The organism is Dietzia sp. CQ4 (assembly GCF_014145125.1).
Classification (GTDB): domain Bacteria; phylum Actinomycetota; class Actinomycetes; order Mycobacteriales; family Mycobacteriaceae; genus Dietzia; species Dietzia natronolimnaea.
This window is the reverse complement of the sequence record NZ_JAALDZ010000144.1, coordinates 1-22,283: the sequence shown is the minus strand read 5'-3', so window position 1 is coordinate 22,283 and position 22,283 is coordinate 1. Positions and strand designations below refer to the sequence as shown.

At 65.2% G+C, this 22,283-nt stretch carries 22 protein-coding genes and 1 pseudogene; 17 read left to right on the top strand and 6 right to left on the bottom strand.

Annotation, left to right across the window (positions count from 1 at the left end; genetic code table 11):
* Window positions 1-136 precede the first annotated feature (136 nt).
* Window positions 137-3,676, bottom strand: a complete 3,540-nt coding sequence (gene mobF / locus G6031_RS09105; RefSeq protein ID WP_187702167.1) for a MobF family relaxase — start codon at window positions 3,674-3,676, stop codon at window positions 137-139.
* A 250-nt stretch (window positions 3,677-3,926) separates the two neighbouring features.
* On the opposite strand from mobF, the gene G6031_RS09100 reads away from it, so the two are divergent.
* The 3 genes from G6031_RS09100 (at window position 3,927) to G6031_RS09090 (ending at window position 5,888) form a co-directional block, all read left to right on the top strand.
* Window positions 3,927-4,283: a hypothetical protein gene (locus G6031_RS09100; protein WP_241737271.1), complete on the top strand. Its 357-nt coding sequence runs from the start codon at window positions 3,927-3,929 to the stop codon at window positions 4,281-4,283.
* Window positions 4,284-4,305: 22 nt separating this feature from the next.
* The gene (locus tag G6031_RS09095) at window positions 4,306-4,854 is read left to right on the top strand and encodes a hypothetical protein (RefSeq protein WP_244213206.1); all 549 of its coding nucleotides are present in this window, start codon (window positions 4,306-4,308) and stop codon (window positions 4,852-4,854) included.
* 479 nt (window positions 4,855-5,333) lie between these two features.
* Window positions 5,334-5,888, top strand: coding sequence for a hypothetical protein (locus tag G6031_RS09090; protein WP_182653079.1), 555 nt, complete (start codon window positions 5,334-5,336; stop codon window positions 5,886-5,888).
* Between the two features lie 213 nt (window positions 5,889-6,101).
* On the opposite strand, the gene G6031_RS09085 is transcribed toward G6031_RS09090, so the two are convergent.
* Window positions 6,102-6,671, bottom strand: coding sequence for a hypothetical protein (locus G6031_RS09085; RefSeq protein WP_119699254.1), 570 nt, complete (start codon window positions 6,669-6,671; stop codon window positions 6,102-6,104).
* 218 nt (window positions 6,672-6,889) lie between these two features.
* On the opposite strand from G6031_RS09085, the gene G6031_RS09080 reads away from it, so the two are divergent.
* Together G6031_RS09080 and G6031_RS09075 are read left to right on the top strand one after the other, a co-directional pair.
* Window positions 6,890-7,606, top strand: coding sequence for a DUF3800 domain-containing protein (locus tag G6031_RS09080; protein WP_119699253.1), 717 nt, complete (start codon window positions 6,890-6,892; stop codon window positions 7,604-7,606).
* 256 nt (window positions 7,607-7,862) lie between these two features.
* Entirely contained in the window at window positions 7,863-8,141 is a 279-nt protein-coding gene (locus G6031_RS09075) for an XRE family transcriptional regulator (protein ID WP_182653078.1), read from the top strand.
* 128 nt (window positions 8,142-8,269) lie between these two features.
* Here the strand turns inward: G6031_RS09075 and G6031_RS09070 are convergent, their stop codons facing one another.
* Both G6031_RS09070 and G6031_RS09065 read right to left on the bottom strand, forming a co-directional pair.
* Window positions 8,270-8,668 carry a MarR family transcriptional regulator gene (locus G6031_RS09070; protein ID WP_347238472.1) on the bottom strand — a complete coding sequence of 133 codons (399 nt, stop codon included), beginning with the start codon at window positions 8,666-8,668 and terminating at the stop codon, window positions 8,270-8,272.
* A gap of 193 nt (window positions 8,669-8,861) precedes the next feature.
* On the bottom strand, window positions 8,862-9,218 hold the full coding sequence (locus G6031_RS09065) for a metalloregulator ArsR/SmtB family transcription factor (RefSeq protein ID WP_182653077.1): 357 nt from the start codon (window positions 9,216-9,218) through the stop codon (window positions 8,862-8,864).
* Window positions 9,219-9,593: 375 nt separating this feature from the next.
* Here G6031_RS09065 and nthB point away from each other — a divergent pair, with 375 nt between their 5' ends.
* The 4 genes from nthB (at window position 9,594) to G6031_RS09045 (ending at window position 12,574) form a co-directional block, all read left to right on the top strand.
* A complete protein-coding gene (gene nthB, locus G6031_RS09060; protein WP_182653076.1) occupies window positions 9,594-10,283 on the top strand; it encodes a nitrile hydratase subunit beta in 690 nt (229 codons plus the stop codon).
* Window positions 10,284-10,295: 12 nt separating this feature from the next.
* The gene (gene nthA, locus G6031_RS09055) at window positions 10,296-10,907 is read left to right on the top strand and encodes a nitrile hydratase subunit alpha (protein ID WP_182653075.1); all 612 of its coding nucleotides are present in this window, start codon (window positions 10,296-10,298) and stop codon (window positions 10,905-10,907) included.
* Window positions 10,904-11,224 carry a nitrile hydratase accessory protein gene (locus tag G6031_RS09050; protein ID WP_182653074.1) on the top strand — a complete coding sequence of 107 codons (321 nt, stop codon included), beginning with the start codon at window positions 10,904-10,906 and terminating at the stop codon, window positions 11,222-11,224. Before nthA ends, G6031_RS09050 begins: the two co-directional genes overlap by 4 nt.
* A gap of 144 nt (window positions 11,225-11,368) precedes the next feature.
* The gene (locus G6031_RS09045) at window positions 11,369-12,574 is read left to right on the top strand and encodes an SLC13 family permease (protein ID WP_347238471.1); all 1,206 of its coding nucleotides are present in this window, start codon (window positions 11,369-11,371) and stop codon (window positions 12,572-12,574) included.
* 14 nt (window positions 12,575-12,588) lie between these two features.
* Here G6031_RS09045 and G6031_RS09040 read toward each other — a convergent pair whose 3' ends face one another.
* Window positions 12,589-13,614: a substrate-binding domain-containing protein gene (locus G6031_RS09040; protein ID WP_182653080.1), complete on the bottom strand. Its 1,026-nt coding sequence runs from the start codon at window positions 13,612-13,614 to the stop codon at window positions 12,589-12,591.
* Window positions 13,615-14,217: 603 nt separating this feature from the next.
* On the opposite strand from G6031_RS09040, the gene G6031_RS09035 reads away from it, so the two are divergent.
* The 8 genes and pseudogenes from G6031_RS09035 to G6031_RS09000 all read left to right on the top strand — a co-directional run bounded on the left by G6031_RS09035 (window position 14,218) and on the right by G6031_RS09000 (window position 20,564).
* Window positions 14,218-15,630, top strand: a complete 1,413-nt coding sequence (locus G6031_RS09035) for an amidase (RefSeq protein WP_182653072.1) — start codon at window positions 14,218-14,220, stop codon at window positions 15,628-15,630.
* A gap of 412 nt (window positions 15,631-16,042) precedes the next feature.
* A pseudogene (locus G6031_RS09030) lies at window positions 16,043-16,249 on the top strand (IS256 family transposase); the annotation flags it as partial.
* A gap of 59 nt (window positions 16,250-16,308) precedes the next feature.
* Window positions 16,309-17,121 (top strand): energy-coupling factor ABC transporter permease, encoded by an 813-nt coding sequence (locus G6031_RS09025; RefSeq protein WP_182653071.1) that lies wholly within the window; start codon window positions 16,309-16,311, stop codon window positions 17,119-17,121.
* Entirely contained in the window at window positions 17,118-17,513 is a 396-nt protein-coding gene (locus tag G6031_RS09020; protein WP_182653070.1) for an energy-coupling factor ABC transporter substrate-binding protein, read from the top strand. Before G6031_RS09025 ends, G6031_RS09020 begins: the two co-directional genes overlap by 4 nt.
* Window positions 17,514-18,242, top strand: coding sequence for a CbiQ family ECF transporter T component (locus G6031_RS09015; RefSeq protein ID WP_182653069.1), 729 nt, complete (start codon window positions 17,514-17,516; stop codon window positions 18,240-18,242).
* Window positions 18,239-19,039, top strand: coding sequence for an ATP-binding cassette domain-containing protein (locus G6031_RS09010; protein ID WP_182653068.1), 801 nt, complete (start codon window positions 18,239-18,241; stop codon window positions 19,037-19,039). The genes G6031_RS09015 and G6031_RS09010 overlap by 4 nt, the downstream gene beginning before the upstream one ends.
* A 150-nt stretch (window positions 19,040-19,189) precedes the next feature.
* The gene (locus G6031_RS09005; RefSeq protein ID WP_347238470.1) at window positions 19,190-20,008 is read left to right on the top strand and encodes an MOSC N-terminal beta barrel domain-containing protein; all 819 of its coding nucleotides are present in this window, start codon (window positions 19,190-19,192) and stop codon (window positions 20,006-20,008) included.
* 130 nt (window positions 20,009-20,138) lie between these two features.
* Window positions 20,139-20,564 (top strand): RidA family protein, encoded by a 426-nt coding sequence (locus tag G6031_RS09000; protein WP_182653066.1) that lies wholly within the window; start codon window positions 20,139-20,141, stop codon window positions 20,562-20,564.
* 24 nt (window positions 20,565-20,588) lie between these two features.
* Here the strand turns inward: G6031_RS09000 and G6031_RS08995 are convergent, their stop codons facing one another.
* Window positions 20,589-21,620, bottom strand: a complete 1,032-nt coding sequence (locus tag G6031_RS08995) for an MsnO8 family LLM class oxidoreductase (RefSeq protein ID WP_182653065.1) — start codon at window positions 21,618-21,620, stop codon at window positions 20,589-20,591.
* Window positions 21,621-22,283 lie beyond the last annotated feature (663 nt).

Here is a 22,283-nt window from a genome sequence, read left to right as displayed (position 1 = left end):
GCCGATCCCGACAGTTGGTGGGAACTGGTCGCCGCAGCCCGCGCCGCACTGCCCGCCCCCGACATGCTGCTCGCACCCCACCAATGGGCCCGCACCACCGCAGCCTGACCACTGGCGCCTGACGAGCAGGGGCGAGTCACCACAGGTCGGGGGAGGAGTCGGTCGATGGCCCCCATGGCGAGCTCGTCGTGGGGTGGGTGTCCGGGCCGGGTTCGTGTTCTGCAGTGCGGGAGTCGAGGTAGGAGGCGACAAAGTCCTCGGCAGTGAAGGAAGCGGCACGGGCTACCGCCTGGGCGGCAGGATCGGCGGTGAGTGTGCGATGGGTTTCTGCAAGCCAGGTGGTCAGTTCGGTGTCGGATCCTGGGGTCGTGGGTGGGGGAGTGGGCAGTGCTGTGGTCTCGGCTTGTTCGCGGGTCGCGTGGCGTATCCGGTGGGCGATAACAGAGCCGGGCTTCTCGGCAGTGTCGAGGGTGTCGGTGGCGTTGTCCCATTCCTCGCGGGGGTCGAGGCCTCGGGTTGCTGCTTCGGTCCACGCGCCTGCGAGGGCCTGGTATTGGTCGGGGTCTGCCTCGATTTGGTGGGCGTAGGCCCGCGGTAGTGCGTCGATGTAGGCCGGGAGGGTGGCGGCGGCAAAATCGCGGGCGGCGAGGTCCACGCCGTGGCGGTAGAGCTGGGCGAGTCGTTCGTCGCTGGTGGCGCTGGCGTATTCCTGGCGGAGGGTTTCGGTGGCCGAGGCCTGGTGGGTGTCGCGGGCCAGGACGCCAGTCAGCACCTCGTCTGCGGTTGGGGCTTGGTGGTCGCCGGCGGAGTGCATGTGGGCGTCCTCGGCGCCCGTGTCGAGGGTGGGTTCGCATACGGCGTAGGCGCGGTTTTCTCGTCGGCCGCGGGTCATGGCGACATACAGGCCGGCACGGTCCACGCCAGCGTCGATGACGGCGTGGACGGTATCGACGGTGGCGCCCTGGGCGCGGTGGATGGTGGCGGCGTAACCGAGGTGAATGCTCTTGTCGGCGTAGCTGGCGGGGATGAGCATGTCTTGGCCGGTGGAGGAGTCGCGTACTGCCAGTGAGCCATCATCGGCGATGCCGGTGACGGTGAACAGTTGGCCGTTGATGACCCGTCCAAGGTAGGTGCGGTCGCCGGTGTAGAGCGTGGAGTTGGTGCGGGCGATGACGGTGTCGCCGACACCAACGGTGTCGCCGCGAGCGACCCTGGTGGTGTGTGCGTCGTCGACTAGTCCGCGGGCGACCCGGTCGGCCCGGATGACCTCGTTGAGAGTGTCGACATCGGTGTTGGTCGAGGCGATGATCAGTGCCTGGCGGCCAGCGCCTGTGTCGGCCAGGAACGCCTGAGCGGCCTCGGTGAGCATCTGCTCCCGGTGCCCTCCGGTGATCCAGCCCCGCCCGTTGTAGAGAGCCAGTGCGCCCGCATCACCGTCGCGCAGGCCCAGGGTCGCTTCGGCTTGTTCGGTGTCCGCGCCCATGCGCATGACCTCGCGCAACTGAGGCGTTCCCGGGGTGCGAGTCAGGTCGGCGAACAGCCCCCCGGTCTCGACAGCAGCGAGCTGCTTGGGGTCGCCGATCAGCCGGAGAATGGCCCCGGATGCGGCGGCGATTTCGGTCAGTGCGGCGAGGTTCTCAGTGCAGGCCATGCCGGCTTCGTCCACGAGAAGCATGTCGCCGGGGCGGATCACAACGGGCAGCGCGTCGAGAGTCTTTCCGGGCAAGGTGGGGTGCTTGCCCATCCAGGTAAAGGTCAGCGAGTCGATGGTGCGACAGTCAGTGCCGATGTCGCCCGCGAGGACGGCCGCTGCTGCCGCGGAGGGTGCCAGACCGATCACGTTGCGGCCGGTGTCTTGCCAGGTTCGGGCCACGACCTTCATGGATGCGGTCTTGCCTGTCCCAGCCGGCCCCACGCCAGCGGCAAGCAGTGTTCCAGCACCAATGAGATGCGCAGCGAGGGCAGTCTGTCCGGCGTTGAGGGACCATCCTTCGGCGTCCTCGTGCGTCTTCAGTGCGCGGTCGAGATCGGCGCGGGTGGCGATCACCGCGACCGGCGTGTGCGCCGCCTCAAGGGTGATGGCCTCGGCATCGAGGACTGCCTGGGTGGTGTACTTCTCGGCGCCTGCGTGCCGGTCAATGCCGGCACCTTCCGGCCCGGTCAACGCACCCGGAAGGTCCAGACTCTCCGGCGGGGTCAGCTGCACCACGAGATCGTTCATGGCGGTGGCCATGACCTGTTCGTGCGCCCGGTCCAGGGCCTCGGGGCCCTCGAACCGGTAGCCCTTGAGCAAGGTGGATACGGCGGTGTCGACGTGGGAGCGGCGAAACTGCGCTCGCCGCGCTGCCACCGCTTCCACCGCCTGCTCTGCCACCAGGCGGGCGTGCCCGTCGGCGTCGAACAGCTCCCGCTCGCTCTCGCGCTGACCCTGCATGGTCACCTCGCTGGCGATGGCCTCGACGGTGTGTGCCCCGACGACTCGCTCGGCCATCTGCCGCCAGGTCGCGCGGTGCTCGATCAGGGATTGGGCGGGCTTTTTGGCGTCCCGGGTATCTAGGATCGCCTTCTGCCACAGGGCGTACGCGGCCCGCTGCGACGGTTGCCGACCATTAGCGGATACGTACTCACTGACGAGTCGGTCATAGACCGGACGGGCCAGGGTGCGCCTGGAGGAGAACGCCTCGATCAGGCGGCGGTCTATCCCAGAGATCTCCCAGATCGGTGCCTTGTCTGGGTGGGAGTAGTGGGGCTGGAACTCCACGCCCATTCGGCGGGTGAGTTTGTCGTGCAGGATCGCGTCATACCGGGCAGAGATGGCTTGGTGCATCTGATGGATGGCACGAGAGTCCAGCGACAGCCAGCGCCCGTCAGGGGCTTGGACCTTGTTGGCCAGCAGTACATGGGAGTGCAGGTCCGGGTCCCCGCAGCGGGTGTCAAAATGCGTGAACTCGGAGGCGATGATCCCGCCGGTCTTGACCTGCTTGATACCGCCGGTCCCTACGCGCGTGTAGATCGCGTTGTCCTCGGCCCAGGCCAGCGCTTCGGCGACGGCCTCGTGATGCAACGCAGCCACCCGAGAGGCAGTCTGCTCGTCGGCCAGCGCCCACAGGACGCTGACACTTTTCACCGGAGAGAACGTGAAATCGAACCCGGCGACCGCCTGGCGCACCTGGTCGCGCTGGCGGTTGACCCACGCGATGACGTCCTTGCCGGAGGCATGCTCGTAACCGAACTCATCGGAAAAGAACGGGCGTGCGACGCTCTCGGCGATCTGCCCTCGTTCATCGGTGGTGGGGCGCCGCCCTTCGACTGCGAGGAACGACTTCTCGGCCGCGGCGATGGCCTCCAGAACGTCCACGCCGCCGGTGTAAAGCGGGAAGCTCCGGCCCAACTTGCAGGCCGCCAAGAGCTTCCCGTCGGCCATCATCTGATCGGTGTCCGGATGCATACCCTCGCCGTACAAGGCGGCCATCTGCGCCTCGGTCACCGTGGCCCCAGAGGCCACGGACTGGGAGTTCAGTCCCTGAAGTCCGCTACCGATCCACCGTCCCGGCGGGGTGCCCTTAGCGGCGTAGTAGTCCGACAGGGCCAGGCCCTGCGGATCGGCGTCATGGGTGGCTACCGAGCGCAGCAGGTACTGGTAACCAGTACCCGCGTGCACCGCCCGCAGACTCATCACACCCGCCAGCGTATGCGCCCCGGGACGGCCGCGTCTACGCGTCGCAGCGCACGGCCCTGTGACCAGCGGCTTCCCATCGTTCACTAGAAGTGCCTACTGTGTGTGGCTGTTCTGTCGAGCAGTAGCGAGTATTCGGTCTGGCCAGGTCGGTGGCTGCTTTACTGCGGCCAGGAAGAACTACACGGTGGTCGGATGTGGGAGTGGTTGGTGCTCGCGGGTGTCGCAGGAGTGCTCTAGGGTTTGAGCTATGGCTGCTACGAAGACTGATTCGCGTTCCCAGACCGCGCGGGCCCGTGCCCGCCAGGCGATGGCTGACGAGCTCGAGCGGGCGCGCAAGCGCGAGTCCAAGCTTGTGGCGGTGTTCTCCGCGATCGACGCCCGCGCCGACGCCGAGGCCGCCCTGGGGGAGTCACTGATCGAGCTCAAGGACCTTGGGGTCGCCCAGGCGGATTTGGCCGAGATGACCAGCCTGTCCGCCCGCGAGGTCGGCGCGGCAATCCGCGCCGCGAAGGACCGCACCGCCACCGGGGATCAGACGCCGGAGACCACTGACGAGCAGGCGTCGGACACGACCTCGGACCACAACGGTGCCGAGTCCCACTGACCCGCGCACCAGTCCCGCAGACGTGGACATTCCTCTGCCGGGCCTGGAATTGGTCGCGCCACCTCCCGCCCCGGCTGGCGCGGCGCGGCGGTCGCGTCCCTATAGCGCGACCCTGCCGCCCACTCAGGCGGCGATCGACGCGTTCTGGTCCCGCGTGATCAAGGCACCTGCCGACGGATGCTGGATTTGGACCGGTGCCATCTCCGCCGGTGACGGATACGGACGCATCACCTGGCGTCGTTATGCAACGAGCCGTACAGAGTCAGCGCACCGGTTTGCGCTGCTGATTTCGGGCGAGCTCACCGGCGGCGGTGTGGGGGAGCACCGCTGCAACGAACCACTGTGTGTCCGCGTCGATCAGGGGCATCTCATCGCCTCCACTCAAGCGGCGAACCTGCTCTACGCCGTCGCGTGCGGGCGCACCGGAGTCATTCGAACCCTGGCGCATCGTCAAGACCGCCACGCCCGGTCACTGGCCGTGCGTGAGGCCGTTGCCGGCGGGTGGAACGCAGCCGCCTATGCCCGCGCCTGCGGCAACGCCGCGCCCCTCGACACGCCACCACTGTTTTGAACGAACACGTAGGCTCACAACCAACACAAGGCCCCGCTCGAGCGGGGCCTCGACTCATTTCGGGGTGTGCGGATGTGTCAGCGGGCCGCGCCGATACGGCGTTGGCGCCGGGGCGCCCGGCCGTGCAGGAGGGCCCATCGCAGGTGGCGTGGAATCTATGACGGTCGGTGCCAGCCGTGAACGGTAGCGATCGTCATGACGGGGCCGGGGAACGGTCGGTGCCCGGCAAGCCCGACCACGAAGTCTCAGCGCCGCAACAGGTGACGCCTCATGCCCCGATTCTGCGCCCGCCGGCGGGCAGACCACTCGTGCAGGGGCGGCGGAAGATCACCATGCATCCCCTCGGCCACAGTCTCCCGGGCTCTCTCGGGCCGGTGGGGATTCTTACGAGCAGCATCGGGCCACAGGCCCGATGCCCGGTGCCAGGGCGCTTTAGAATGAGACCAAGCGCCCCCGCTTTCGGCCAGGAGCCTGACACCGTGACTGCGTTGGACCCCGAGTTCGTCGACCTCATCAACACCATCGGTCCGCGCCGCGCACAGGCACTCACAGTCGCGGCCTTTGAGGTCGCCGAGCAGATCCGCGCCGACGCCGATCTGCTCGGCACCGCAGCGGTGACGGGCGACCAGCTACAGATCCTTGACGCGCTACCGCCGTGCACCTTCACTCAGAGCCGCCTCTGGCGCTACCAACTCGCCGAGTGCGCCACCCGGCTCGCTAACGACGCCAGGCAGTGGGGCGCGCCCGTGCCCCGCTGCACTGGTGAGGAGATGGTGCTGCACCTGATCCTGAGACGAGCCGCAGTCACCGACACCGGACTGTCAGCCGATCAGGCCATGGCCTGGCCCGCCGAGACCGACAACCCCGACACCTGGGGCGACCTGGCGAGCGACCTGTTCCAAGACGACGACGTCCTGGCGCTCTACGATTTGCCCGCTGAGACCATCACCAGATGGGTCGGCGGAGTCAACCTGGAACCGGCCCAGTGGTTCACCGAGTTCACCACCCCCTACCCCCTGCCCGAACGAACCTGACCAGAGGCAACGACAGGCGCACGACTGTCAGGTGAGTCGTCTGACGCACCACTGCGATGAGTGCTTCTGCCCGACCCGGCCGCACCCTTACCCCAGCAGGGCTGAACGCGGCGCCGCCCCGCGGCTGCGCCAGCCGCGGGGCGGCCTCTGAACAGTCAGGGGAGTGCGACTACTGGCGTGCTCAGCGCCACGCCACGTGTTGATCGGCTGCGCTCACGAGGCGTCCGTCGCCGCCGAGTCGCCCCTGCCCTCACGCAGTGCATCGAGGACCTCACGCAGAGTGTCTGAGGCGGCCTCGGCGCGAACCCGCGCCCGATCCGCCTCCACTGCCGCGGTACGGGCGTCGCGGACCTCCCGGCGGGCAGCCTCGAGCTCACCTCGCACCTGCTCCAGCTCGCCGCGCAGCCCCTCCACCTCGCCGGTCGCACGATCTCGAGCGGCAACCGCATCATCCTTCTCCAAGGTGGCCTTCTCGGCCGCGGTGAGGGCGTCAGCCTCACCGGCGCGAGCGGCATCGAGCGCCACCGCGGTCGCCTCATCCGCCTGCTCCGCGGCGCGCTTCCACGCCGCAGCCCACACCGAGGCCACCATCGCCGACATCGCCTCCGACAAATCCGGCGCCTCGGGCACATCCCCGGCCGCCCCGCCGGCGTGCTCACGCATCCACGCCGCCACCTCGCCGATCCGCACTCCCGCTTCGCGCTGCACCGCCCGCACCGTGACCTTGTCCCCACGCGCGACCATCACCCCATAGGCCCTGGCGATCTTCTCCGACGTCGACACGACAACCCCTTTTCCTCTGCGGTAACTGGTAACCGGTATTGTTTCCGGTTACCGACGTTACCGGATGCGCCCTACTGACACCAGCCCGTCGCGCCGGTGCGCCCCGAAGCGGTCGCCGAACTCGCCGTCACAGAACCGCCATCTGGACGGCGAGGGTCGAGGGGAGCCTCGGCCACAGCAGTCGGTGCCGCGCGAACCCGTCGCAGTCGGGTGAGACGATGGATCACGTGCTGATCGCCTATGTCGACGAGTCCTACGACCAGGAGCTCTACTACATCGGGGCGGCGATCGCCGACTACGACCAATGGGAACAGCTCCACCGGCTCTACGCCCAGATCGCCGAGCGGACCTCCGCGCAACACGGGACCGATCCCGCAGCCGAGTTCCATGGGCACGAGATCATGGGCGGCGTGGGGCAGTGGGCCACCCTTCGCGGCAAACACCGCGAGGCCGCCGGCCTCTACACCGCCGTCCTACAGGCAGCCCAGCACGCGGGCGTGCATTACCTCTTCGAAGGCGTCGACGTCAGACGCCTCAACGCCCGCTACCGGTACCCGCAGCAGCCCCACACCGTGGTCTTCCGACACCTACTCGAGCAGATCGACGACTACACCTCCCGACACGGCGCCGGCGAGCAAGCGATCGTCGTCGCCGACGAGATCGCCACCAGCGCAGAGCACCAAGACCAGTTCAGCGCCTACCAGGACCTCGGCACCGGCGGCTACCGACCCAGCCGCCTGAAGTACATCTCCGCGCCCATCAACTTCGCCGACTCACGCCACACACCCGGCCTACAGGCCGTAGACATGGCGGTCTACATCCACCACCGGGCCCAAGCAGTCCGCAATCAGCACCCCCGAGCGCAAGCCGTCACCGACAAGCTCGCCCACCTGATCTACCAAGACACCCACCGGCAACGAACCTGGATGCCCTAAATAAAACGAGGGCCCCCTCGCGGGAGCCCTCGGCAGGCAACGTTCCGGTATCCGGCCCGTTGTGCCTCTAGTGTACCGCGCCGCCACCGATCCGCACGAGTTTGCGCCATAGGATCCACCACGCCACAAGGCGCCGCAAAACCACCCAGACCCGGCAGTATGTTAACGCCGATAACTATTATTATGTAAAGTATCACTTGTCGATAGCGTTAATTGTTGCTTGACGCCTCCCCAGCATGGGCGGACACTTGAGGCCATGGAGACCCCTCGCCTGGTCGAACTCATAGACGCCCACAAGCGCGCCTACGGCGTCAGCGAGTCCGAGCTGGCCCGCCGAATCGGGATCACCCGCCAGAATCTGCACCTGTGGCGCACCCACGGCCTGCGCGGCCTGCCGGCCCGAACCACGCTCGACGGCATGGCTGCCGAACTGCGTCTTCCCTATGTTCAGGTTCTCGAGGCAGCCCTACGCGATGCCGCCTACCTCGACGCCACTGGCCATGTGTCCACCACCGAGAAAGTAGCGCCACCCTGACGGGACGTGCATCCGCGCCCCCGAGAAACCTATCCCAGCCAGACGGACCGAACTATGAGGTCACCCAATGTTGGGCTTCCCCGTCATGAGCGGCAAAGATCTTGAATAGGCCGACCTTGGCCCGCCCGCTACTTCAGACCCTGCAGGAACTCTCGCTCGACCCGCCTCACCTCGGGCCCCAGTTGCTGATGGATCCGATCCCCGAGACGCGACGCATGGACGAACACTCGACGCCGATCCGCCTGGTCTGCCAAACGAAACACCAATGCCCTGGAAACGAGATGGTCGACGAGTTTCGTCACCGTAGGAGCAGGGATTGCCAACTTTCGGGCCAGCTCCGTCATCGTTATACCGTCAGACTTCGTGATCTCTTCGAGCGTCAACCACAAATCGGCAGTCAGTTCATAATCGGTCGCCACCTCGTCGACGAGGCGGGACAACGCACGTCCCAGTGAGATGAGTGATCGAGACTCCCGCCCTACAGTCACGCCGTCCAGAATCGCCTCCACCGATGGTTCGCGCGCCACGGTTCCCTCCGCTCGCTGTGCCGCCCCTCAGTGGCTGACACACTCAGTCGGCAGTCTCAGTAATCAGACCGACGATATACTGCCGTCGTGAAGTTAACCACCGATTAGCGACTCTCCAAAGCCACCCGCGGACGTTGAGTGCGGACGCCCCGGGCCCACTTCCCCGCACCGAAGGCAGTCGAACTCCGCGAGTTCAGGCGGAGTGGTGCTGCCTGGAGCCAAGTCGGAGATGCTCGATGTGGTAAATCGCCTCGTCCAGCAGGGCTGCCACATGCGAGTCGTACAGGCTATAGACAACGTTGCGACCCTCGCGTTGACCGCTCACCAGGCTGAGAGTCCGGAGTAATCGCAATTGGTGGGAGACTGCCGGCTGTTCCATATTGACCGACTGGGCGAGTTCGGTCACCGCACACGGCCCCTGCCGGAGCCTGGCCAGGATCATCAGGCGATTGGGCGAGGCCAATGCTTGCAGGGTCTCCGCGACGGTCGCTGCCGCCGCAGCATCCAACATCGCTCCTCGCATTGGCTCGCCCTGCACAACATGGCCCATGACACTAGTCAACCACAGCCCCTGGTGCCTGCCGGCCATGTATGCCGCTCAGTCTTCGCTCGGCGCCGGCGCCAGCTCCCGGCGGCTCCAGATCCAGCCGTGGAACGAACTTCCAGCGTCAGCCCGGTGACAATCGTCACATCTACGCATTGACATTTGTTCGTACAGAAAGTAACAATGAGTCATCGCCGTGATGCAGATCACTCAGCTCGCACTCGTGCTGGCTAAGGCGATGAATCGGACGGAGGTCTTACGGCCGATCCCGGATGAGGCCCGCGTGAGGGATTCATCTACCAACCAAGCGATCTACCTCTATGCCGAGACGACAGCGCGGAAACTGACCGCCTGGCGACGCAGGAAGGAAAGGTAAGAACGATGGACGGAATCCATGACACTGGAGGGATGACCGGCTACGGGCCGGTCCCCTACCAGAAAGATGAGCCGTACTTCCATCACGAGTGGGAGGGCCGCGCGCTCTCGATACTCACCTGGATGCACATCAGGGGACTCTCGTGGTGGGACAAGTCGCGGTTCTATCGCGAGATGATGGGCAATGAGAATTACGTCAACGAGATCCGTGATTCGTACTACACACACTGGCTCAGTGCGGCAGAACGAATCCTTGTCTCGGACAACATCATCACCGAAGACGAGCGCAAGAAGCGTGTACAGGAGATTCTCGACGGTAGCTACGTCGACAGGAACCCTTCCCGCCAGTTCGAGGAGGGAGACATCGACAAGGCGATCGAGGCAATGCACAAGCCGCATTCTTTAGTCCTTCCAGGACCGGAGCCCTCGTTCTCGGCCGGGGATTCAGTGACTGTCAAGAACATGAACCCGCTGGGGCACACGCGGTGCCCGAAGTACGTCCGTAACCGGACTGGTGTCGTCCATACCTCGCACGGCCCTCAGATCTACCCGGACAGCAACTACATCAACCGTAGGGACGTCCCCCAGCCGCTCTACACCGTGGCGTTCAAATCAACCGACCTGTGGGGAGATGACGGCAACGACAAGGATGTCGTCTATGTCGACCTGTGGGAACCGTATCTAGTCGGAGCATGAGAGGACTTCACCATGAGTGATCATGTCGAGAAGTACACAGAGTACGAGGCACGCACGAAGGCGATCGAGACCCTTCTGTACGAGAGGGGCATCGTTTCGCCTGCGGCGGTGGACCGGGTGGTCTCGTACTACGAGAATGACCTCGGCCCCATGGGGGGCGCAAAGGTGGTGGCGAAGGCATGGGTCGATCCGGAGTACCGCGACTGGCTCAAGAAGGACGCGACCGCCGCTATGGCCTCGCTCGGATATGCCGGCGAGCAGGCGCATCAGATCGCTGCCGTGTTCAACAGCACGGAGACCCACAACGTCGTGGTGTGCACGCTGTGTTCGTGCTACCCGTGGCCTGTGCTGGGCCTTCCGCCCGCCTGGTACAAGAGCATGGAGTACCGGTCGCGCATCGTCGCGGACCCGCGCGAAACGCTGAAGAGCGATTTCAAGTTCCCCGTATCGCCCGATGTGGAAGTCAAGGTATGGGACAGCAGTTCGGAAATTCGCTACATCGTGATTCCTGAGCGTCCTGAGGGCACTGAGGATTGGTCAGAGGTCGAGCTGGCGAAGCTCGTCAGTCGGGATTCAATGATCGGGGTCAGCAATGCCCTTACACCGAACGAAGTGATGGCATGAGTGGCGAGACCTTGACTGACCGACTCCCGGCGTCCGGATCGGAAGCCCCACCACGGGACAACGGCGAGCTCGTCTTTTCCGAACCTTGGGAAGCGACGGCATTCGGGGTCGCTGTGGCGCTGACGGACCAGAAATCCTATGACTGGCAGTTCTTCCGCGAGCGACTGATCAGGTCGATCGATGCCTCGAATGGGTGCGAAGCGTACTACGAGAGCTGGGCTAAAGCTCTTGAGGCCAGCGTTATCGAGTCTGGTCTAATCAGTGAGGAGGACATCCGAGATCGGATGTCGGCGATCGGCTACGTGGCGGAAGGCTGATCAGGTCCATCAGGCAATCCGTACGCCGTCGTTGAACGCCGCCCCTGAAGCGTCCGTGCTTCTCAGGGGCGGCGTTCGACCGTGCTCACTCGTGTTGGCTGGTAACGGGCGGAGTGGAACATCGAAGATAAGCCGGGCTCTCTGGTGAAAGCGACCCCTGTTCGGTTGGTCTGTGTTGCCGTGTCGCTCCTACTACTTTGCTCGCTGTACGGTTTCGCAGCGCCATCGGACGAGGTGGCGGGTCTAGTTGGCCGTCTCGGTCCGATTCTACTCTTCCTCGCAGCGATTTCGATAGTGGTCAACCTTTCGGCCAAAGCAGGCGTGTTCGATCAGATCGCTGAAATGGTGGCGCGTAGCCGGGCGAGTCGAGGCTTGGGGCTCTGGTTCGTTGTTGTCGGGCTGAGTGTGGTCTCGACGGCGTTTCTCTCGCTCGACACGACTGCAGTACTGGTTACTCCCCTCGTGTTCGCCCTAGCGCTTCGATCGGGGACCGACCCAGGACCACTTGTTCTCACAGTCGTGTGGATCTCGAACACCGGATCGCTGTTCTTGCCGGTGTCCAATCTGACAAATCTGCTTGCTGTCGGATCGAACGCGTTCGCCGGCAGCACCGGTGGCTATCTGCGTCTGGCTGTTCTGCCGGCGACGATCTCGGTTCTCGTCACGATCTTGTTCGCCGGGCTCGTCTTTCGTCGACGCCTCGCGCGGCGAGATGTGGCAGGGCTGCAGTCCGAGACCGACGAGCACTTCCGATCGGTGAAGGAAGGTCGCACAACACATCGGTTGATGCCCCTTTGTGCGGGGGTGCTCGCAGTGCTGATGCCGCTTCTGACCACTCCGATACCGGTCTGGTGGTCAGCCTCGGTGGCGGCGGCCATCGTGCTCGTAGCATTCCGGCAGGTCGACCGTGCGAGTGTGCGAATGGCGCTTGTTCCGTGGTCGGCCATCGCGATCGCAGTCGGCGTGGTGGTCGCTGTGCAGCTCGCCCTCGACGCGGGTGCTGAGCAGATGCTGCGCTCCGTTCTCGTGACAGAGGGCACTGGCGTCAGTGAACTCTTCGTGCTGTCTGGAGCCGCGGCGCTGGCGAGTAACATGCTAAACAATCTGCCCGCATATCTGCTGTTCGAACCGGCTGCCGGGTCTGATGTGGAGATCATGGCCGTATTGATAGGCTCCAACGCTGGCCCACTGATCACCCCCTGGGCGTCTCTGGCCACACTGTTGTGGGCAGATCAACTGCGCCGGGCGGGGATAAAGGTCTCTTGGTGCCGCTATGCCGCGCTCGGCGGGGTGCTGGCCGTGACTGCCGTCGGTGCGTCTACGGCGGTCCTCGTGTTCACCGCGACATAGTGCGTGTCGAACCTCTACAAAGAGGCGACAACGTCGAAGTCAACGCCGTCGGCGCGGGCTAAGTAGATTTGTTGTTGGGCTTGATTTCCCTCGAATTTCACTGGTCCTCGCGGACTATCGAAGGACAACCCGTCGATACCCGCATCACATCCAGTGGCGTCGAGTCCGCCGGCGCGGCGGGCGAGGTGGCTCAGCGTGTAAATGCCTTGGTAACACGACTCCGCCATGTTGTTCAACGCTGGCGCTACCCCCCCATTCCCGTCAGCGTAGTCGCCGATGAACTGCATGGATGGCTCGGTGATGAGCGTCCGAAAGTAGGCAGCTGAGGCATACAAATTTCCTGTGGTCTCTGGACCGCCCGCGAGGAGCATGTTCTCTTCCATCAAGGGGCTGTATCGCAGGATTTGCTCATACAATCCGTCCGCAGCGAAGCATCTGTTGAAATCGACTGCGTCCTGGCCAACGAGCAGCGTGAGCACGGCGTCGCATCCGCTGGCGGCTGCCGCTGTCGGGAGTCGAGGGTCATCTGCTTGTCCCATTGGGACGAACGAGGCCCCGGAGATTTCAATGCCGAGGGCACTGCAGAAGTGCTTGATCATCGAGTACGTGCGCCGCGGCCACACATAGTCGGCGCCCACCACATACCACGATCGAATGCCCAGGTTGTCGCGGAGCCATCGCAAGGCCGGATATATCTGCTGCTCAGGCGTCTCTCCTGAACAATAGACATTGGGCCGACACTCGCCCCCTTCGTAAAGAGAGGTGTAAACGTACGGGATACGTCCGCGGATAATCGGGACCAGGTGGTGACGCACTGACGAGATGTGCCATCCAGAGAGAGCGTCGATACGGCCGGCGTCGAGTAGCGCGCTCACGTCTGCGGCGACACGGCTGAGTTCCTGGCCGCCGTCGATGTACTCCATTTCGACCCGCCGGCCTGCGATTCCGTTGCGCGCGTTGAGTTCTTGACAGGCGAATTCGCTCACAGCAATACATGATGGGCCAAAAATTCCGCCGGGCCCTTGCAGTGGGACCACCATGCCGATCCGGACGACATCTGATTGGTGGTGCTGGCGGGGAACCACAGTAAGCACAGTAGGGAGCCCTCTCGTTGAACGCTCGGACACATTTTTCGCGCCATAACGGGGCCGTGCGCAGCCTTCTGACAGTCGAATCGGGTTGCCCTCGGCCCTCAGGCGGCTGAGACACAGGCCGCCCAAGCTTTCGCCGCTCCCTGCCGAGAGTACCCGACAACCGTGTTCCAGATCACAGCACCGAGATGGGGCCGTTCGGGGGGTAGTCGTCAGCCCTTCAACACTCAGGCGCGGAACCGTCCAGCGGCCGGCTGTTGACATTGTGACCTATACCACTTAACGTGACGCAAACACTTTCAACTCGAAGTTTCTCAATCGGAAGTGTTTACCCGTATCAGCCTCGATGCTGAGGCGTGACCTCGAAGGGGAAGATCTTCATGGCCCTGTCAGTGAAAGACGCACTCGCGAGCAAGGGTGTGCGTCCGTCAGATGCGCACTTGGATAAACTGGAATCAAAGTGGGCGGAGACTCTTGAGCGCCGGAGTGACCTCAGTGGTGTAGCACTCGACGACGCAGACATCGCCATCCGCAACCTTCCGGGGGGCGATCATGTCCGCTAACGAACTGGTCACCAAGTCAGTCACCGAGCTAGCTGGTCTGATCAAGAACAAGAGTGTCTCTCCGGTGGAGGCCACTGCTGCGCTCCTGGATCATGCGGAAGCGCTCAACCCGAAGATCAATGCCTACATCAGCTTCCGCGAAGAGGCGCAGGCCGACGCCAAGCGCGCGGAACAGGAGATTGCTCGCGGAAACTACCGTGGGATTTTCCACGGGATCCCTCTCGCTATCAAAGACAACCTCTACGTCGCCGGCGAAGTCACGACGATGGCCTCGAAAATTCATCGGAACTTCGTTCCGTCAGCGGACGCCACTGTGGTCAGGCGGCTGCGGCAGGCCGGAGCGGTACTCACCGGAAAACTGAACATGCACGAGTACGCATGGGGTATCGACAACAACAACCCTCACTTCGGCAGCGTGAAAAATCCGTGGAACACGGCCAAGGTGCCGGGGGGCTCGAGCGGCGGTTCCGGAGCGGCGGTCGCTGCGCATATGACGTATGCCAGCTTGGGGACGGATACGGCGGGCTCGATACGCATCCCGTCGGCCGCGTGCGGAATCGTCGGACTCAAGCCCACTCACGGGCGCGTGCCGAAGGACGGGTGCTACCCCTTGGCCTGGACCCTTGACCACATCGGGCCGATGACGAAGACCGTCGACGATGCCGCTGCGATGCTGCAGGTCATCGCTGGTTTCGATCCGGCGGATCCGACGTGCGTCGACACGCCGGTGGCCGATTACTCGTCCACGCTGGATGGGGACGTGTCCGGGCTAGTCATCGGCGTAGAGGAGGATTACTACTTTCGCGACGTCGACACTGAGATCGAGCGGCTGGTCCGCGCTCAGATCGACGAGCTTGTGTCGCGAGGGGCCCGGGTCGAGAAGGTCAGTATTCCCACGCTGCGTTACGCAGAGTGGGCGGAATTGGCGACCAGTCTGTCCGAAGCGTCGGCGATTCACCATGAGGACCTGGTGAACCGCCCGGACGACTTCGGTGCGGACATCCGCTTCCTGTTCGAACTGGGCGAGTTGTTCTCTTCCGTCGATTACCTCCAGGCACAGCAGGTTCGCCGCCAACTCAAGAACGACTTCGCTGAGGTGATGTCTCGAGTCGACGTATTGATCGCACCCACGCTTCCGGTGATGGCTCCTGACATCGGCTCATCTGAAGCGGACTTGAACGGTTCGAAGGCCGATCTGATCGATAGCTTCATCCGTTTCACCGGACCGAGCAACCTGACCGGGCTGCCGGCGATGTCGGTGCCGGTCGGCCTCAATGACGGACTACCGGTCGGGCTGCAGGTCATCGGCCGGGCATTCGACGAGCGCACGGTCCTGAACGTCGGCAAGGCAATCGAAAACGCCGCGCCAATGGGGGGCCAAAGCCCCTCCATTCTGTCCTGATACGCAGGCGAGGTGGCCTGCTGGCCTGTCGTCCCGGCCAGCAGGCCACCTCGCTACATCGTCTCTGACTTCCTGCCTCATCAGCCGATGCCCGATGCAGAACTCTCGCCCTTGCTCTAGGCGTACCTCGGTCACCGGTTAACTCACGGAGAAGGCCCCGATCGTGCAATCAGCACTCGATTCCCCCCAAGACTTGGTAAGCGCGACGACTTTGCGTGCGCTCGCCGCGTCCACGATTCCGCTGCGCACCACTCCCGGTGACGAGGCCGGCTGGACAAATCTCGAAGCACTCACTGATCCCGACTGGTGGCGAGATATTGCTGACCGGTACAGCCGACACATCGGTACATCACACACCGCGATCGGAGGGGTCTGCGCCTTGCAGCATTATTCTGGTCGACTGCTCCAGCCCGTCGTGGAAATCTTCCCCAACCCCGCCGCATTCCTGCGCCTGGCGACGTCGGTGGTGATCGATCAACACGACGAATGGCAGGTCTCCCGCCGCTATCTCTCGGAGACCTCCATGGCCGAACTCCGACGCGTCATCGCCGCCAAACGACGAGCTCTGGACACCGGTAACGACTACGATCAATCACGACTCGTTGATCATTGCGCCTGACCAGACGCCGATCCGAATCCCACCACCCCACGGGGCACTATCCAGAAGGGTTCCATCAGATGCATATCGCAGAGGGATTCCTCCCTTCGGCGCACGCCGCGGCATGGACGGTCGTCGCGGCGCCGTTCGTGATCCACGGCGCGCGCGAGGTAGTCAAGACGGTCCGCCAGACACCCAAGGCAGGTGTCCTCCTCGGTGTGGCCGGGGCGTTCACGTTTGTCATGTCTGCCATCAAGCTGCCGTCGGTGACGGGGTCGAGTTCGCACCCCACCGGCACCGGACTCGGGACGATCATCTTCCGCCCGCCCGTCATGGCGTTTGTCGCCACAGTGGTGCTGCTCTTCCAGGCGTTGCTGCTCGCGCACGGAGGAATTACCACGCTGGGCGCAAACGTGTTCTCCATGGGGGTCGCGGGCCCGTGGGCCGCGTACGGGGCGTTCCTGGTGTGCCGGCGAGTCGCGGTGCCGCTGCTGGGGTCGGTATTCGTGGCGGCGTTCCTCGCCGATCTGGTGACGTACCTCGCCACCAGTGCCCAGCTCGCGCTGGCGTTCCCCAGCGCCGAGCACGGCCTGTGGTACTCCATGGGCGAGTTCCTGGCGGTGTTCGCCCTCACCCAAATTCCGTTAGCGATTGTCGAGGCGCTCGTCGTGGTGGTGGTTGTGGGCGTTCTGCTGCGGATCGCCTCGCACGAGCTAGACCTGCTCGGATTCTTCCGGCGGGCCCGCCTCACCGGAGCAGGCAGCACCTCGGGCACCGGGGACCCTGACGGCGCCGGAGACACCGGGAGCACTGGGCACACCGGGGACGCCCCGAACCCAGGCGCGGTCGCCGGGAGCGTCGAGCCGACCACGACCGCGGAGGAGGCACGATGACCGGCCGCAAACACGTCAGCGTGTGGGTGCTGGTCGGGCTGATCGCTGCGGCATGCGCGATCGCCGTGTTCTCGCTGGTCTACGGCACCGGAGCGGGCGGTGAGTTCGAGGGCGCGGACGGGCAGGCCGAGGGCACCATCGGCGAGGTTTCGCCCGAGTACGAGCCGTGGTTCGAGCCCCTGCTCCCCGAACTTCCGGGCGAGGTCGAGTCGGGGATGTTCGCCCTCCAGGCCGGTATCGGCGGCGGCATTGTCGGCTACGGCCTCGGCGTATTGCGCACACGGACGCGGCAGCGCAAGGAGGCAGGCTCCACGGCCGTGACCGCGCCTGCGGCAGCATCTCCCGCCGCGGCAGCCGCAACCGCTCCTACCGCGGATGCCTCCGGGACGTAGATGAATCCGCTTGAGCTGGCGGCCTCCCACAACAGGTGGTCGGCCCGCCCGGTGGCCGAGAAGCTACTGCTCTTCGGTGGCCTGCTCGTGGCGGCACTACTCGTGCCGCCACCGGTGGGGCACGGGGTGATCCTGGCCGTCTGCGCCCTGTGTGCGCTCGTGCTGGCCCGGGTCCCCGCGCGGGTCTATCTGCCGGCGTTGTTCGCGCCTGTCGTCTTTTTTGTTGTGGGCACTGCGCCCCTCATCTGGGATCTGGCGGACTGGCGTCTCGTGATGGACCCGGCCGGGGTGGATACCGCGTGGCGGACTGTAAGCTGCGCGATCGCCGCCACCGCCGCCACCATCACGCTGGCGTGTACGACGCCCATCGCGGATCTGCTGGCCGCGGGGCGGCGTGCCGGCCTGCCCGCCCCGCTCGCGCACGTCGTGGACACCACCTACCGACTGATCGGAATCCTCATCGGCACCACCCGGACCTTGCGTCAATCCCACGATCTGCGGCTGGGGAACCGAACCGCACGGTCCGCGATCGGGTCGATCGGGACGCAGTTCGCCTCGGTGTTCGTGCTGGCCATGACACGAGCCCGGGCGATCGACGACGCGATGTCGATGCGAGCCGAACCCGGTGAGACGGCGGTCCTGGCTCCGGCACGGCCGGTCTCCCCTGCCCGCCTGACCGTGATCTGTGTGGTTCTGGTGGGCATGGTCGTCCTGGGGGTGGTGACGTGACCATTCTGTCCGTACGCGGGGGCCGCTTCTCCTACCGGCGCATCGACGCGACCGGCAGCCACACGCATACGGTGCTTGATGGCACCGAACTGGATGTGTGCGCGGGTGCACGGATCGCGCTGCTCGGCGGCAACGGCAGCGGCAAGACCACACTGATGCGACTGCTGGTGGGGCTGGCCCGCCTCGAGGCCGGGACGCTCGAACTGGACGGTGAGCGGGTCCGGGACCGGCGGGCGGATCGGGTGCGCCTTCGCGAGTCCGTGCAGATGGTGTTCCAGGAACCCGACGACCAGATTTTTGCCACCACCGTGCGCGCAGATGTCTCCTTCGGCCCCGTGAACCTCGGCCTGGGACAGAAGGAGGTGGTGCGCCGGGTCGACGAGGCCCTAGCGGCGCTGGCGATTACCGATCTCGCCGACCGTATCCCCCACCACCTATCCTTTGGTCAACGCAAGCGCGTGGCCATTGCCGGCGCGCTGGCGATGCGCCCCCGCGTCCTCCTCCTGGATGAACCGACCGCGGGCCTGGATCCGCTGGCCTGCGACGACCTACTGGCCGCGCTGGACGCTCTCCAGAAGACGGGGACGGCGATCGTCATGGCCACGCACGACGTGGACCTCGCGTGGGCCTGGGCCGAGGAGACTCTGGTCCTGTCCCAGGGCGAGCTCACGCGGGGACCGGCACACGAGGTACTGCAGGACAGCGCCATTCTGGCCGCGGCCCGCCTGGCCACCCCGTGGGGCGCCGCCGTCTCGCACCGATTGGGCCGGACAGTCCTGCGACCCGGCGAGGTGTGAGCCGAAAAGTGCGAGCCGACGACGTCTGTCCAGGTGACGTGCGACCAGGTGAGGCCGGACCGACCCCGATCCGCCCCGACAGGTGTCAATTCCTTGTTACGGTGCGCCGTGTGACCGGGCCGACGGTGCCCGGCGTGAGGTGGTGGCAGCGTGCTGGTGGGCCGGGTCGGTGAACTATGGCGGTATCCCGTCAAGTCGATGCAAGGCGACCGAATCCCTACAGCGGAGATCACCGCGCAATGGGGCATCCCCGGGGACAGGGGCTGGGGGCTGCGAGATGAGGCGGCCTCCGAGATCCGCGGCGCCAAGCGGATCACGTCGCTGATGCAGTTCCATGCCCGCTACCTCGAGGAGCCAGACGGGGCCTCAACGCCGACGGTGGAGATCACCTTCCCCGATGGCTCGGTGCGACGCAGTGACGACGACGAGATCCACGCCGCGCTCTCACACGCTGTGGGACGGGACGTGACGGTGTGGCCGCGCATGCCGCGCGACGATCACGCCCACTACCGCCGTGCGCGGACGAGCAAAAAGGAGATGCTCGCCCAGCACGATCTCGGTCCGGATGACCCGTTCCCCGACTTCTCGGCCCTGCCTGAGGATGTGATGGCCGAGCTCGTCCGGTTTGCGACCCCACCAGGGACGTACTTCGACGCGATGCCGCTGTCCCTGCTCACCACCGCCTCGATGGACAGCATCCGCCGCGCGGCCCCGGACTCGGAGATCGACTCACGTCGGTTCCGCAAGAACATCATCCTGGAAACCGACGCTGACACGGACGGGTGCCCGGAGATCGATTGGGTGGGCCGCCGGCTGCAAATAGGCGAGGTGGTGTGTGACGTGGTGATGCCCATCGCACGGTGCATCATGGTGGGTCTGCCGCAGGCGGAGCTACCGCACGACCGGGCGATCCTGCGTGCGCTGGCCACCACCACCGGCATGGAGCTGGGCGTGTACTGCGCGTGGTGACCCCTGGCACGATCCATGAGGGTGACCCAGTAACGATTGGTGAGGCGTCGCCCGCCCCAGACCGCAACCCAGACACCGGCACTGGCACTGGCACTGGCACTGGCCCAAACCCCACCGAGCAGGAGCACGCATGATCATCAGACGCATCAATCCCCCGCAATTGCAGCCACATCAGGGGCTCTCGCACGTTGTGGAGGTGACGGGCGGGCGCACCCTCTACCTGTCTGGTCAGGGCGCCTACGATTCCGAGAACCAGATCGTCGGCGCGGGTGATCACTACGCACAGGCCACCCAGGCGTTTGCCAATGTGTCCACGGCGCTGGCGGCCGCGGGGGCGACGTTCGCCGACGTGGTTAAGGCCACCTACTACCTGGTGGGCCTCAACGAGGAGGTGCTGGGACATTTCGCCCGAGCCCTCTACGAGGTGCCCGGCATCGCCCCCGACGCCCTCCCAGCGTCCACGATGGTTGGGGTGGAGACGCTGGCGTTCCCGGAGATGCTCATCGAGATTGACGTGACCGCGGTGGTGCCGATGGAGCGATCCGCTACGCCGTAGAGGTCGCCTAGCTGAACATTAGGCTTAGCCTCGCGGCGTCAGTCCGAACGCCTCGGCGAGCAGCGCGTGCGAGTGCCGTCTGGCGATCGGGTCGGCGATCATGTCTTGAATCATCAGCTCGTCCGCACCGGATTGGTCGAGCATCTGCTCGAGCGTCGCTCGCACTTCCTGGGGCCCGCCCGCAACAAAGCGCGGCCACCGTCCGTCGACGATGCTGGTGGGCTCGCCCCGCTCGGCGTCGCTCATCTCGCGGGCTCCCTCGTCGGCGGAGGGCACGGTCACCTGCGCCGCCGCCCGGCCGGCCCGTCCCAGACGTGAGTAGAAGCCCTTGGGCGAGTTGGCCAGGTGCAGCCCCTCCGCGGCGGTGTCCCCCACCGACACGTTGACGGCGAGAATCGCGCGTGGGGTGTCGAGCCCAAAGCCCTGCGGCTGGAAGTTCTCGCGGTAGTGGCGCAGCGCCGGTGCGGCGCCGGGCGGGTTGATGAATCCCGCGAAGGTGTAGCCGATGCCGAGGCCGGCGGCGAGGTTGGAGCCGTTGGTACTGGAACCGAGGAGCCAGGTCTGCGGGTTCTCGGGCACACTCGCCATGAGCTGATGGCCGGCGAACGGGTGGTCCTCGGGGAACGTGCCGTACAGCCACGCCAGCGTCTCCAGTACTTGCTGCTGATGTTCGACCTGCGCGGGCTGCTCGCGGTTCTGTTGCAGTGCCAGGTCAAGGACGGGGCCCGCGGTGGCCCGGCCCATTCCTAGGTCGATGCGGCCGGGGGCCATCGACTCCAATTGCTTGAACATCTCGGCGACCTTGAACGGGCTGTAGTGGTTCATCAGCACCGCCCCGGACCCGAGGCGAATCTCGGTGGTCTGCATCGCGGCCGCGGCGATGAGCAGCTCCGGGTGATGCGAGGCGCCCGAGCGGCTCAGGTGGTGCTCGGCAAACCACACGCGGTGGAACCCGACTGCCTCCGCATGCCGGGCACCGTCGAGAGAATCGACGAGTGCCTCTTTCTCGGTAGTTCCGGGAGCCACGGTCCCCAGGTCAACAATCGATAGCTTCACGGGGCAACCCTTCTCGCAAACGGTGACTTCCCTGCCCACCGTACGGAGAGTGCGCCGCACAGCGGGCGTGCCAGGGCTTATCGGCAAACCAGCTACTGCTCGGCCAGCTATTGGTCGGCGTAGTCAGCTGCATCGCGGAGAGCATCGGCGAGTTCCAAGACGCCCTCGGGTCGAACCACTATCTCAGCCTCTTCCTGACGGACAATCACCCACGTGTCCCCATGCCAAAAGCGACTTCTGGCAGGTACCGACGATGACCGTTGATCAGAGCGCCGAGTCTCCAGCTAAATACCCACCTCGCGGCTCGGGCCTACCGCGCCAAGGTGCGCAACTGAGAATCGGTGGGGTCGAGGCAAAATTTGCAAGCGCGATGCGCTTCGACGGTGTCAACCATGAGCCTCTCGCTTCGTCGTGCCCGTTGCGTGGTTCTGTTCTATCAATCCCCTATCCGCCAGACTTGTGTGAGACACCCGGACTGGTTTGGATGAGCGGCTGGGGCGCGAGGAGAAGGAGAACCCAGCATGACGATCACTGCTACCACTGACGCGGCCGTAGGGGCTTTGCAGCCGACGCCAACGCCGGCACAGGGTCAAGCCCCTAGAAGTGGTGTAACTGGATTGTGATCCTTCGTGGGTGGTCAGGCGGGTAGTTGCATCAGGTCAT